The organism is uncultured Aquimarina sp., from assembly GCF_947496855.1.
Lineage (GTDB): Bacteria > Bacteroidota > Bacteroidia > Flavobacteriales > Flavobacteriaceae > Aquimarina.
The window spans coordinates 1-14,056 of sequence record NZ_CANMED010000012.1; the positions used below are offsets into that span (position 1 = coordinate 1).

15 protein-coding genes are annotated in these 14,056 nt (G+C 31.6%); all 15 read right to left on the bottom strand.

Going from position 1 to position 14,056, the window contains the following annotated elements; all coding sequences use genetic code 11:
* Positions 1–89: 89 nt before the first annotated feature.
* Positions 90–545 carry a hypothetical protein gene (locus Q0921_RS24635; RefSeq protein WP_299261783.1) on the bottom strand — a complete coding sequence of 152 codons (456 nt, stop codon included), beginning with the start codon at positions 543–545 and terminating at the stop codon, positions 90–92.
* A 184-nt stretch (positions 546–729) separates the two neighbouring features.
* The gene (locus Q0921_RS24640; protein WP_299261785.1) at positions 730–1,200 is read right to left on the bottom strand and encodes a hypothetical protein; all 471 of its coding nucleotides are present in this window, start codon (positions 1,198–1,200) and stop codon (positions 730–732) included.
* A 343-nt stretch (positions 1,201–1,543) separates the two neighbouring features.
* Entirely contained in the window at positions 1,544–2,071 is a 528-nt protein-coding gene (locus Q0921_RS24645) for a hypothetical protein (protein WP_299261787.1), read from the bottom strand.
* Positions 2,072–3,225: 1,154 nt separating this feature from the next.
* A complete protein-coding gene (locus Q0921_RS24650) occupies positions 3,226–4,275 on the bottom strand; it encodes a hypothetical protein (protein WP_299261789.1) in 1,050 nt (349 codons plus the stop codon).
* A 217-nt stretch (positions 4,276–4,492) separates the two neighbouring features.
* Positions 4,493–4,933: a hypothetical protein gene (locus tag Q0921_RS24655; RefSeq protein ID WP_299261791.1), complete on the bottom strand. Its 441-nt coding sequence runs from the start codon at positions 4,931–4,933 to the stop codon at positions 4,493–4,495.
* Between the two features lie 181 nt (positions 4,934–5,114).
* Positions 5,115–5,480, bottom strand: a complete 366-nt coding sequence (locus Q0921_RS24660; RefSeq protein WP_299261793.1) for a hypothetical protein — start codon at positions 5,478–5,480, stop codon at positions 5,115–5,117.
* A gap of 458 nt (positions 5,481–5,938) precedes the next feature.
* Positions 5,939–6,409: a hypothetical protein gene (locus Q0921_RS24665; protein ID WP_299261795.1), complete on the bottom strand. Its 471-nt coding sequence runs from the start codon at positions 6,407–6,409 to the stop codon at positions 5,939–5,941.
* A 177-nt stretch (positions 6,410–6,586) separates the two neighbouring features.
* A complete protein-coding gene (locus Q0921_RS24670; protein ID WP_139195657.1) occupies positions 6,587–7,135 on the bottom strand; it encodes a hypothetical protein in 549 nt (182 codons plus the stop codon).
* Positions 7,136–7,944: 809 nt separating this feature from the next.
* Positions 7,945–8,391 (bottom strand): hypothetical protein, encoded by a 447-nt coding sequence (locus Q0921_RS24675; protein WP_299261798.1) that lies wholly within the window; start codon positions 8,389–8,391, stop codon positions 7,945–7,947.
* A gap of 268 nt (positions 8,392–8,659) precedes the next feature.
* On the bottom strand, positions 8,660–9,229 hold the full coding sequence (locus Q0921_RS24680; protein ID WP_299261801.1) for a hypothetical protein: 570 nt from the start codon (positions 9,227–9,229) through the stop codon (positions 8,660–8,662).
* A 174-nt stretch (positions 9,230–9,403) separates the two neighbouring features.
* On the bottom strand, positions 9,404–9,967 hold the full coding sequence (locus Q0921_RS24685; RefSeq protein WP_299261803.1) for a nucleoside monophosphate kinase: 564 nt from the start codon (positions 9,965–9,967) through the stop codon (positions 9,404–9,406).
* 193 nt (positions 9,968–10,160) lie between these two features.
* The gene (locus tag Q0921_RS24690; RefSeq protein ID WP_299261805.1) at positions 10,161–10,577 is read right to left on the bottom strand and encodes a hypothetical protein; all 417 of its coding nucleotides are present in this window, start codon (positions 10,575–10,577) and stop codon (positions 10,161–10,163) included.
* 657 nt (positions 10,578–11,234) lie between these two features.
* Positions 11,235–11,663, bottom strand: a complete 429-nt coding sequence (locus Q0921_RS24695) for a hypothetical protein (protein ID WP_299261807.1) — start codon at positions 11,661–11,663, stop codon at positions 11,235–11,237.
* 624 nt (positions 11,664–12,287) lie between these two features.
* Complete coding sequence (locus Q0921_RS24700) at positions 12,288–13,076, bottom strand: hypothetical protein (RefSeq protein ID WP_299261809.1); 789 nt, start codon at positions 13,074–13,076, stop codon at positions 12,288–12,290.
* 200 nt (positions 13,077–13,276) lie between these two features.
* Positions 13,277–14,056, bottom strand: a 780-nt coding sequence (locus tag Q0921_RS24705) for a hypothetical protein (RefSeq protein WP_299261811.1), incomplete at its 5' end; no start/stop codon positions are given.

Genomic DNA, 14,056 nt, shown 5'->3' on the forward strand with positions numbered 1-14,056 from the left:
CAAGCATTGCGCCTTACCAAATATACACGAACCTATCGATTTGTTACCGACCTGCTATGATCACATATATCGTGTTAGCAACTGGTTTATTACTTCAGACTGATAATATTGGTTGTTTTTTTCGATTCAATTAAACTAATTAGTTGTTCGTTTGGTTTAATATCTTTTCCATCAATACCCCAAAACTTCCATTTTTTTAGATCAATTGTACTTTCGAAATATTCAATCTCACAACCTCCACTGCTATTATCTTTTATAAGTGTAGTATAATATTCACCTTCTGCAATTTTAATTTTGTCATCGGTTATAAATATCCATTTTCCCTTGCGATATGAGTAATTTACTTCAGTAGGAACAGTTCCACAAAAAGTATAGGTGCCTTTTTTTACCTTCCCAATTCCTTTTATTGTATGAAAACTACTTTTGGTTTTAGGTGTTTTTTTGTTGTTAGTCTGGCAGCTAATTGTCAGGGTAATAACAAAAATAAATATTAGCGTTCTATTAAAGTTATTCAAATTATTCTGATTAGTAATTTGGTTTTTCATCTTGTTGCTAACGTTTAATATATGTGTCGTAGCTGTGGCAAATGTTACCTAACTGTCGACGTTTTCTGCGCATTGGTTGCTATTTTTTCTTTTTGCAAGCATTGCGCCTTACCAAATATGCACAGACTATTGGATTAATCACTTAGCTGCTATGATCACATATATGGTGTTAGCATATGTTTTATTAAAACTTCATATTTTTAATTTCCCCGTTTACATATTCAAAACTAATATATTCTAGATTTTCATTATCATCATCAATTGGGTCAAAACAAATTTCAAATTGTGGTTTTTGACCTTCTAAAGGAAAAACAGCTGATAAATAATATTCATCATGCCATTTATTTACTATTAACTTTTTGTCAGAAGGTTTATTCAAGTTTATTTTTTGGACTTCTGAGTCCATTTTAGTGTAAAGGTCAGGTAAATTTTTTATTACATTTTTTAACTCTTCTAATTGGTTAATATTTGGGGTTTTGAAGTTTCCTTCCAAGATTATTTGAGTTTCTTCTTTCCCATTTGACATCAAGTAATCTAAATACCAGGTATATTCTTTATTCGGGCTCTCTTTTTTAATTCTTTGACTAACTATTTCTCCAAAGAATTCATCAGTTATTTTCCTTTTTTTTCCAAATATAGAATCTAATATTTTCATTAATAATTTCGATGGGTATGATTATTTAATATATGCTAACGTTTAGCTATGCGTAGTGCGGGAACAAAAAATCATTGGTTTTCGAACTAGCACTAAGCTAAAGTTTATGTTTTGTTTTTATCTTTTCTAAAATACTAAATTTAAATCTTTGGCGACCAACCAAATTGGCAACAGCCTTTCGATCAAACCCAAACCCCGCATTATCGCATAGGTGTTGTTACCCAACGTTTTTTTTCGTCCGAATTCGAAGTCCATCTTCGTTAACAAGCTAAAAAATTCATCAACATAACAGTTCCGTTTGAGTAAGTAGTCCATTTGCTTATGACTTTTATTCACTTATCTATTATTTAAATAATTCCTTTACCAAGTTATTATAACATTCCATTGAGGTAGCTTGGGTGCAACGTATTCCGATAAGCTCAATACCGTGTTTATCTCTTAGTCTTTCTTCAAGTTCCAAATCGGAATTATATTCATCTTGAAAATATTTGAGTTCTCCATTTATTACATCTTGCTCAAATCGCTTATTAATTTTTTCACAAGAATTATATTCAAAATATTTCCAATATTCTGATATTCCATTATCACATTGGATTCTATCGTAATTATTTTTTGCTAAACGTAGGTTGAAAAACATTGAGATGCAAAAAAAGATGATTGCTATAGCTGCTACAATAGTTATAGCTTTTTTCAATTTTACTATTATTAAATAGCCGACGGAACTTACAATTCCTAGAAATAAAAAGAATTTCGCATAATCTAAATCACGAATTATGGTTGGAATTTCGTCCTTATATTTAATATTGATTATGAGAAGAAGAACATCAACTAGAAAAAGGATTAATGCAATATGTTTTATTTTAATCTTCATTCTTCAAATGTTGGGTAACGTTTAATATATGTGTCGTAGCAGGGCAAAATGTTACCTTGCTTTTCGATTTATTTGTGCATTGGTTGCTAACTTTTTCATTCTGCAAGCATTGCGCTATTGCAAAAATGCACAGACTTTTCGATTCTTCATCTAGCTGCTATGGTCACATATATAGTGTTATGGCACGTACCACTTTTACAAGCCTGAACTTAGTAAACAAGCTGCAGTAAAGTGATATCAGATTTCGAATTGCTCCGTATTATTTTTCTTAATCTCCAGCGATCACTTTACAGCCTTTGGATTTATCACTTACCAAACTAAAAAATCACAAACCCTTTTTCCGTCAAAATTATCGTGATAAGCCAAAAAAAGCGATTTTTTGCGCGGAATTACTCCGAAACATTTCTTTTGAGTGATTTTTTTATCGCTTTTTTACTTTCGATCTGATACAAACCACTGCAAAACTCTCAGTTCATACGACCGAGGCTCGTCCGCAGACAGGTTCAGATTGCGTTTTGCTTTTCAGATTCTGAGTATGTGCCCTAACGTTATATATAAGTGTCGTAGCAGGGCAAATTGTTACCTTGCTTTTCGATTTATTTGCGCATTGATTGCTAACTTTTCCATTCTGCAAGCATTGCGCTATTGCAAAAATACACAGACTTTTCGATTCTTCATCTAGCTGCTATGGTCACATATATAGTGTTATGGCACGTACCACTTTTACAAGCCTGAACTTAGTAAACAAGCTGCAGTAAATTGATATCAGATTGCGAATTGCTCCGTATTATTTTTCATAATCTCCCGCGATCACTTTACAGCCTTTGGATTTATCACTTACCAAACTAAAAAATCACAAACCCTTTTTCCGTCAAAATTATCGTGATAAGCCAAAAAAAAGCGATTTTTCAGCACGTTACTACTCCGAAACACTTCTTTTGAGTGATTTTTTTATCGCTTTTTTACTTTGGATCCGATACAAACCACTGCAAAAACTCTCAGTTCAAACGTTCGAGGCTCGTCCGCAGACAGGTTCAGATTGCGTTTTGATTTTCAGATTCTGAGTATGTGCCCTAACGTTCCTTGTATGTTGCGTTTGCCTGCCGAAGGAGGCATATGCAATATACAAACTGTTAGCAAACGTTTTATATTTGTCATTTACAGTACTCATTTAAGAGTTCTGTTGCTCTTACTTGTCCTAGTTCTGCCAATCTTTTCCAGTCCTCACAGGCTAATTTTTGCTGATTATTTGCGGAATATGAAGCAGCTCTATTGTATAAAGCATCAATAAAGGAATGATCCCATTCAATACTTTTGGAAAAGTATTCTATCGCTTTTTTATATGAGTTTTCGGAATATGATTTAATTCCAAGATCAAAATATTTTCCGCTTTCAGTCATATTCTCATAAGGTTTTCCATAATCTGCATTTAGATCATCAATTGATTGGGAAAAAAGCTTAATCTTACAAACTCTAGACTTACCCTTATTTTTGACTGAAATAATAAACGGAATAACTATTTCTGTATAATCTTCGAAGCCTTTTAATTCCCATTTCTTAAAAGATTTTTCTAAAGTTTTAATAATAGAATTTGTCAAATTATCATTTGTGCTTTCTATATCTGAAACTGTTACCAAAGAAATTTTGGTTTTAGCCTGTAGGGTTAAGGTTCCTGATATTAATGCCACACCTAATTGTTTTTTTAGCTTTTTATTTAAATCAAATGTTAGATTTCCTCTATATTTTGGAGTGTAAAATTGAGTAGCATTCAGAATTAAATCGTTTCGATTATCCTCTTTAAATTGATCTCTTAAAACACTTTTTCTAGTAAGATAATATCTTTTAAGTTTGTCATCAGACAAACCTTCCATTTGCTCAACAATAATAAGTGAATCCTGATCAAGCTTTTCAATGACGTATTCAAAATTTCCAGAAACAATTATTCTATTACCGCTTAAAACATAGCTGTAATTAGCTTCCTTTCCTTTTATAGCAGGATAAATATTAAAAAGATACTGGTTTTCTCTAAAATCAAATTCTATATACCTTTTATCCGAAGGATAGTAAGACACATACTGACTTCCATCCTTCATATCAATTTTAGTTTTTGTCCATAAGCCGAACAACTCACTTTTATTTATCTGAGCAATTCCATTCAGATAAGAAAAACACAATAAGATATTCAGAATAAATATTTTGGTCATTGATTGGTTATGTTTGCTAACGTCTCGGCTATGGTTAGTACGGGAATTAAAAAGCTATTAATTTCCGATTAAGCACTTAGCCAAAACTTTTTATTTTGTTTTATCTTTTTTGTTTTAAAGCCAAATCAAAAGATTTGGCGGACTTAGTTAATATGCCTAAACTTTGGGTTAAGCACCAAAACCCGTATTAATTATAGCCATTGTTGTGTGTAGGCTTTTATTCCAGTCGAACATAAAATTGGTGTATTTCACCTTTTTCCTCATCGAACAGGACTGTAACTAATTCCGATTCTGATAACGAGATAATTTCTGCGTGACTTTCTCCTAAGTCATCTGTTCCTAATTCCTTTTTCCAATATTCATTATCAATGTCATAATGAATCATTAAATCTTTCTTGTCAGAGAATTTCCATTTTCCAGTTTCGTTCCAAACGCATTGATTAGAAATATACTTTCCGTTGGATAAATATTGAATCGTATCTCGACATTTTAATCCAGTGTATTCTTTTCCGTCTAATGTGCGGTTTATTTTGTTAACCCATTTACCAACAATTAATTCATTCCAATCAGTTTTTGACGAGTCTTTTTGTCCAAATGCGAGATTCGCAAATAGAGCAAAAAAGATTATAATTCCGATTTTTATTTTAAAGTTCCTCATTTTTTAGCTTACACACAACGTTTAATATATGTGTCGTAGCAGGGCAAAATGTTACCTTGCTTTTTGATTTTTCTGCGCATTGGTTGCTAACTTTTCCATTTTGCAAGCATTGCGCCTTACCAAATATACACTAACCTTTCGATTCATCACCTAACTAACTGCTATGATCACATATATAGTGTTACAGCACGTTTTTTGTTTTTAAAATGTGTTTTGCTGCAGTTTTTGCTTCGTTCACATAACCGCTATTTTCATCCGCAATACTTTTCAATTCCGATTCAGGTTTTGATTGGAACTTTCGTTGATAACTCTCAATTAGTTTTTCCGTTTCTACATTTTTATTCGTCAGATCTTGTTCCGTCAACTTCTTTTCGGGAAACATTTCGTTTAGTTGCTTTTTATTTAAAACAAGGAATGTAATTAATAAAGCCAAAAATATTGGATTGAAATTAATGGGGCCAATGCTGAATACAATTTCCCAATAATAAATATCTATTAAGCTTATAATTCCGAGTATCAATGTCAATCCGAATATATAAACAAACATCTTTTTATTCTTGAAATAAAGTATTGTTGAGATTCCAATGAGAGCTATTCCTAGATAATGTTTATAATTTAGTACATAATCCGTTAGAAGTGTAATTCCGATTGAGTAGAGTAGCAGAAGTATACAAATCAGTATTGGAATTATTTCTTTTTTCATCATATGTGCTGTAACGTTTCATGTATGGTTCGTTGCTGGAAAGACTAAGTTAGTAAAAAGAACCGAACCTTTGTTCAGCAGTTATGATTTTCCGATAGGGAAATCAGCCAGCAATGAACTATACATTTTGTTAGCAAATCGTTTTATTACGAGTTACAGGTAAACATTTCGCCAGCTCAGAAAATTTTTACTCGATCAGATCTGAAATCCACTTACACATTTTGATAAACAGCCGAGTCAATGTCAGTTGCACGTTTAAAAACATCAGAGTGAAAGTCAGCTGCGCCCAGATTAGAAATCCGTTATCGATTTAGAGAATCGGACACGTTTTTTTTATTCAGATTTCCATAAAACGATTTCGGTTGAATCCAGCTGTAAAGAGTTCTAATTCTTAATTTCCAATCTTTTTCAAACAAGTCGTTCCAATATTGTTCTTTAGGATAAATTACTTTATCCATTTTTCCATAATGATCTTCGTGTTCGAATCTCTCCCATTCTTTTTGAATGGAACTCAACTTAAAATAATTTTCAAATTCTTGTAATCCTTTTGTACCAATTATATGGTCAGGAATAGGGTAAATTCTTTTCGATTTGTCAATGATGAGTATAAAAATCGATTCATCATCTAAAGCTAGTCTTGGACTAATTCCGATTAATTTTATTTCATTCAACTTTAGGTTAAATGATTTGCAATATTTGGCTAATCCAATTTCTTTTGAGGAAAATTCTGTAAATTTTAATTCAGTTTCTGTAATTTCAATTCCAGGTGTCATTTCTCAAATGTTTGCTAACGTTTAATATATGTGTAGTAGCAGAGCAAATTGTTACCTTGCTTTTTGATTTTCCTGCGCATTGGTTGCTAATTTATACTTTCTGCAAGCATTGCGCCTTACCAAAAATACAAGAACCATTCGATTAATCACTTAGCAGCTATGATCACATATATCGTGTTAGCCTACGTTTTTAATTTCCACAATTTTTTTCGTTGAGATTAGTAATTCCGTTATGATGCTAAATGAAAAATTAGATGGACCCTTATTTTCTTCCAGCGTATAATTTATAAATGCTATTTGGATCTTAGATTTGTTCTGGAATTCAAGAATTAGTTGAACAAAACGCTCTTCTTTTTCCGTTCGCATTGTATAGTCAGCAACATATTCAAATTCCATACTTTTAAAACTGGAATTCAAGACATTTAGTCCAACGCATTTTTTTAATTCAGAAATATTTTTATTGTCAAGTTGATATAAATTATCTTGTCCGTATATAGTTTTCACGGATTTGTTTTCCAAAACATAACATTCAAGTTTAGAATTCCAAGCTGCAGAAATAATTCCAGATGGAAATTTCAATTCAATACCAGCATCAATGACCCAAATACCTTCGTTAGATAATTCGAAAAAGTTATCATTAACCTGATAGAAGTTTATTTCCATTAAAGGTCCTGAAAGGATAATCGATTCTAAAGTTTGTTTTAATTCGTCTATACTTTCTATCATATTTTGTATGTAGGCTAACGTTTAATATATGTGTCGTGGCGAGGCAAATTGTTACCTAACCATCGACAATTCTGCGCAGATTTTATACTTTAATTCAACTTTAAAATCACTGCGCCATCCTAAATATACAAGAACCATTCGATTATTCCCAAATTAGCCATGATCACATATATATTGTTATAGCGCGTACTGTTTTTCTGCTTTTTACTCCGAAATCATTCCATTTTTCGGTTAATTTTCGGCAAAACACTTCATTTAGCCGTCCGAGTACTGTCCGTCGCACGTTTTGATTGCGTTTTGCTTTCCAATTCCGGTTAAACTTCCGCAACACACATCATTTAGCCATCCGAGTACTGTCCGCAGTTGCGTTTTGATTCCGAAAACTCCTTCTTTTTTACGTCTGAGTATTGTCAGTCGTTGCGTATTCATTTTCAGATTCTAGTTAACTAATTAATTTTAAGAAACAGTTTTTCGTCAATTTTAGATTCTGATTTCGCACCGATTTTTGAGATCAAATTTCCGCAATATTTCGTTATTTATAGAACTTGATTTTTTATGAGCTATAACGTTTAATATATGTGTCGTAGCTGTGGCAAATGTTACCTAACTGTCGACGAAATATGCGCATTGGTTGCTATATTTTTCCTTTTGCAAGCATTGCGCCTTCATAAATATACAAAGACCTTTCGATCTAGCACTAGACAGCTATGATCACATATATAGTGTTACCATTTGTTATTTTATATTAGCCAATACATTGATTTTTAATTTTCGTTGAAATTATAGATTCTTATTTGAATTTTGGCTGTTTAATCTTCGAATTGATTGAAATCAACAACCAAAGAGTCCTTAAACTGTATTGCTAAAAAATCTGGATCTAATTTAAAAAGCCCAGGTGTCTGTCCTAAATAATAATATAGATTGGTACTATCTCTAAATTTAAAAGTATCAGTTCCATTTCCTAGTAAATTAACTATTTCGTATTTGTGCATCCCAATTTTTATATGATTTTTCATCAAATCTTTGGACATTTTAAATCTCTTTCCAGAGTGTGTATTCCATTTTTCTTTTTTAAAACTATTCCATTGATAATAATCTGAAGGAAAAACGACAAAGCATAATATAATCATAGAAGAAGTAAAGGTTAACAATGCTATGATCAATCGTTTTTTGGTCGTTAATCTTTGGAAAACTATGTTGTAAATAAAATAAAACGGAAGACAAATTGTTAATAAAAGAATTAGATCGATAATCATTTAAGAGTATTTTAATATCAAATTTTTAATATAGTTATTTAAATGAATGGTAACGTTTAATATATGTGTCGTAGCAGAGCAAAATGTTACCCTGTTTAGGACAAAATCCGCGCATTGGTTGCTAACTTTTACATTCTGCAAGCATTGCGCCTTACCAAATATACAAGAACCATTCGATTCATCACTTAGCTGCTATGAACACATATATGTTGTTGTACAACGTTTTTACTTAGTTATGAGTAGAAGGTAATGCGTGCTATTTTTTTATTTAATCTAAATACCATTGGATTTCCACTCCCGTTTTTTGAAGTTCAAATTTAAAATCATCTAATGTTTTTTCTGTCCAATTTTCATCAAAACAATCGATACTAAGTCCTGAACAATAAAATCTAGACTCTCCCTTTTTTGTAAAAACTTCTATGTAATTTCGTTCTACTATTCCAAATATTATAGCTAAAAAATGTTGCTTATTTTCCTTGAATTCTATTTTGAGAATGTCATTAAATTTAAAATACTGAACTCTATTCCAAGGAAAGTTTGGGTTTACAATAATTAGATTTTCTTCATTAAGGACAAAACTATTATTTAACTTAGAAGCAATTAAATATCCAATTCCAAAATAAACTCCTAGAATAATAAAAAAATAATAGCCTAAGTAATGCCATATTAATTGCCATGAAAAAAATACTATAGGAATTGCAATACAAAATAGAATAAACCAAAATATTACCCAAGTCAATATTGGACTATAAAAGATTTGATTTTTCTGATTTTCTTTATTGCGAAGTATTTTATCTACTCTCCGATCTTTCAGGTTCATTGAAAATCCATATAGCATTTGAGTAAAGTTTATGTTGTACAACGTTTAATATATGTGTCGTAGCTGTGGCAAATGTTACCTAACTTTCGACGATATCTGCGCATTGGTTACTATATTTTTCCTTTTGCAAGCATTGCGCCTTCATAAATATACAAAGACCTTTCGATCTAGCACGAAACAGCTATGATCACATCATATAGTGTTATGCACTGATTTTATTTTTTCTTTTATTTCATCCTTTTTCCAGTTCACAGGATAATCAAGATCAATTTTAGAGATAATTTTTGGATTCTCAATTAATTTCAATATTTCGTTATTTTGCTTAATTGTGTCTTGATGTTTTTTTCTCATTTCTTCCGCAACATTTTCATAATTCCGTTCCGAAATTAGATCTTCTATATTTTTTAATTCCAAAACCCACATTCTATTTATTTCGAAATTAGACTTTGATAGTAATATTTCTAAAGAATTAAACTGTTCTTTTGTTCGAGGGTATCCTGTAATTAAAATTCCATTTGTAATTCCTTTAATACTCTCACCGACTAATTCAGTAATCAAGTCAGTTGAAACTAATTTTCCATTTTTTAGACAATTATCAATTCTTATGGCTAATTCAGATTTTGAGTCATTCCTCAGCTTATTATTAAATAAATCTTTTATAGAAATTTTTGTCAAATCAAATAATTTAATCAAAGCGTTTTCAAACGATTCTTGAGAAGAAAAAGTACTGGATGTTATTAGATGACATTGTTTCATTTAGTTTGTGCATAACGTTTAATATATGTGTCGTAGCAGAGTAAAATGTTACCTTGCTTTTCGGTTTTTCTGCGCATTGGTTGCTAACTTTAACTTCCTGCAAGCATTGCGCCACTGCAAAACACACAGACTTTTCGATTCATCACTTAGCTGCTATGATCACATATATCGTGTTGTGGGGAGTTTTTATTTTTCACATCCCAACAGTTTCATAGATATAACTCATTCCAGTTTCTAGATTTCGTAAATATCTCGAACGTTCAAATTCGTTCGCTTGGTCTTTTGCATAAATCAGATAATTATGGTCAGGTTTAAACCATTCAGGTAATTCAGTCCAACTTTTCCAATCATTTCCAATCGTATCAATTTCCAGTCCGTTATATTCAACAAATTCATCAAACCATTTTTTATCAGATTTGAATTTAAGGAATAGTTCATATTCGAGTGTGAAGTGAGGCGATTGATAATATTCTCCTTTTAATAGTTCTATCTCCTTTGGAGATTTGTTTCCAGACCAATATTTATATGCTTTTTCAGCATTTTTTGTTTCAGTTGAGAAACAGCCAACCAAAAGGAAAACAATTCCAATTAATATTATTTTTTTTGTCAAATTCGTTTTTTAATTACCCACAACGTTTAATATATGTGTCGTAGCAGGGCAAATTGTTACCCTGTTTTTTGGTTTTTCTGCGCATTGGTTGCTAATTTTTCCATTCTGCAAGCTTTGCGCCTTCATAAATATACAACAACCAATCGATTGATTACTTTGCTGCTATGATCACATATATGTTGTTACCATACGTTTTTTTGAAATTCAGTATACGTTTTATTCCTCAAAACACTTCATATATCCGTCCGAGTATTGTCCGCCGCACGTTTTGCTTGGTTTCCATTCCGATTCCAATTAAACTTCTGCAAATCCATCATTTTTTCGTCTGAGTTCCGTTGTTGCGTTTTGATTTTCAGATTCCGGTTTACTAATCAATTCAGGAATTAGTTTTTCGTCAGTTTTTGATTCCGATTCCGTTTCAACTTTTCAGATCATACTTGCTTAATATCCCGTAATTTATCCGAACTGATTTTTATGTATGGTAACGTTTAATATATGTGTCGTAGCAGGTGAAAATGTTACCTTGCTTTTCGGTTTTTCTGCGCATTGGTTGCTAACTTTTCCATTCTGCAAGCATTGCGTCTTACCAAAAATACAATAACCATTCGATTGATCACCTAACTGCTATGATCACATATATGTTGTTGTGGTTAGTTTTTATTCATTCAATATTTCAGTCAGTTTTGGAAATTCAGATTCCATTCGTTTATTATCCATTTTTCCGTCATAATCATTATCTCCGTATTCAAGTCCCGCCATAATGAATCCGGCAAAACCTTTTCGTTCAGATTTTGGTATTTCAATCAGTATTTTTGCGAAATCTTTTTCTCCAATTCGATAAATTATCTGAGTAATTATATATCCTAAATCATACGCACTAGCCGCACCTCCGTTTGGGAAATTTTTTAACTCAATTATTGAGTTTTTATCTTTTTTGAGTGATTGTAAAATCAATTTTTCAATTTTACGATTTCTTTCTAAAGATTGATGAGTAAGCAATGTACCACCGATTATTATTCCGTCAACTTTTTCTTTTTTACAGCAGACGAAAATTAGAGTTAGGAATATGAAGATAACTCTTTTCACAAATTTTATATTTAAATTAACCACAACGTTTTATATAAGTGTCGTAGCAGGGCAAATTGTCACCCTGTTTTATGGTTTTTCTGCGCATTGGTTGCTAATTTTTTCATTTTGCAAGCATTGCGCCTTATCAAATATACACGAACCTATCGATTTATCACCGACCTGCTATGATCATTTATATGGTGTTATGGCGCGTACCACTTTTACAAGCCTGTACTTTGCAAATATTCCGCAGCGAAGCGATATCTGATTGCGTTATAATTCCGTTTTACTTATTTTATCTTCCTGCGATCGCTTTGCAGCCATTGGATCTATCACTTACCAAACCATAGAATCACAAACCCTCTTTTCGTCAATATTTTCGTAATCAACTAAAAAAAAGCGATTTTTTGCACGCTTTACTCCGAAACATTCCTTTTGAGTGGTTTTTTTATCGCTTTTTTACATTCGATCCGACATTAGCCATCACAAAAACTCTCAGGTCTTTCGATCGTGGCTCGTCCGCCGTTGCGTTTTGATTGCGTTTTGATTTTCAGAGTTAGAGTATGCGCCTTAACGGCTCTTGTATGGTGCGTTTGCCTGCCGAAGGCGGCATATGCAATATACAAATTGTTGTCTGTAGTTTTATTTTTCAGAGCTAAGTTCAGCCAATTTTTCCTTTGCCTTTTCCCAGCCTGCATTTTTTGCTCTTTCGTAATAATCTTTTGCTTTGGTAAAATTTCCTTTATTTTTATACATATCACCGCCCTCTGCCAAAATTTCGGGCTCATAAGGAAATACTTCAAGTATTCTTTCTATTATTTCAATACTTCCATCAATATTTTTGATACGTTTATAAAATTCTTTTAATCTGATAGTTGAATCTGCAGGCTTTTTTTCAAGATTAGCTCCTTTAAGATAGCTTTCTTCTGCTTCATTAATCAGAGATTGTTCTTCTAATATTTTACCTTTTATAGAATGTAGATAAGGATTTTTTGGAGTAATTTTGATAGATTTATTAATATCTTTTATAGCTAAGTCATATTTTTCATTCCGTAAATGGAAGATGGCTTTGTTCCAATACGATTCCGGTCTTTTTGGAGTCAATTCAATTTGCTTCTCTAAATTTTTTATTCCAATTTCTTCGTTTCCGATAGAACATTGACAAACTCCTAACAGAAAATGAATATTGTCGGCTTTTGGATCCATTTCATATACTTTCTCTAAGTCCATTAAGGCTTTATCCCATTGAAATATATCTATATATAAAGAACCTCTTGTAAATAAACTTGGTATGTGATTATTATACTTTTCTAAAGCTCTTGTGTATAATTCAATTGCATTATCTATTCTTCCCTTTTTGTGCTCTTCAAGCCCTAATTTAAATTGATGATTAGCATTAATCTTTGAGAAATACTTCTTAAATGCGTTCACTTATTTCATATTTTGGTTAATTACAGACAACGCTAAATATATGAATCGGAGCAAGGCAAGTATACCTGAATCAATTGATCTATTTGCGCATTTTTATTTCTTATTTAATTTATAAAAATCTAGCGCGACTGCAAAAAATAAATGACCTTTCCATGCGACACTAAATTTGCTCTGATTTCATATATAATGTTACCAGCTTTTTATTTTTTAAATTCTAGAATATCTTGTTTCATTTCTTGATTCCAAAAATCTGCTTTGTCTTTATAGACTCTTGTTAATGGATATCCATCAATTTCTTTTTTTGATTTCCAACTAAGATGAACAACCGCAATTCTTTCATCTTCTAATTCCAATACGATATCATCATTATTCGTCTTTTTTGCTATTAGTTCAGTATTCTCATTATGAAGCAGATGATTTTCAGGTAATTCAAGTTTGAGTTCGTTCATTATCTCTTGAATACTTTTCTCTTCCATTTCAATTGTGTCCCAATATGGGTCAAGAAATTTCAGCTCAAAAATTGAGTTATTTAAAGATTCTTCTAAATTTCCATTTTCTAATAAGTCAGCGATTGTTTTTTCGATACAATTTCGAGTCAATTCTTTTACAAACAAATCTGGTGGTATTTGATAAAGTCCGTTTAAATTCTCACCATTTTCTTTATCCTGTTTAATTGAGGATTCCAGAAATTTAAATGTCCAAACATTTATTCCGTAGTTTCTTCCGTCTAGAGTATCAACGATAATATTTGAAAAATCATTTTCTACGTCATTCCAAGGAGTCGATATTTCGAACTCAAGCCATAATTTGAAAGAATTATTTCCATTTTCAATAACCTTTTCACTTAAAACATAAGGGTTAATGTCTAGATTTTTAATATCCATTCTTTTCCTAATTGCTGGTAACGTCTCTTGTATGGTGCGTTTGCTTCCCAAAGGGAGCAAATGAACTATACAAATTGTTAGCTGTTTTTTTATTAT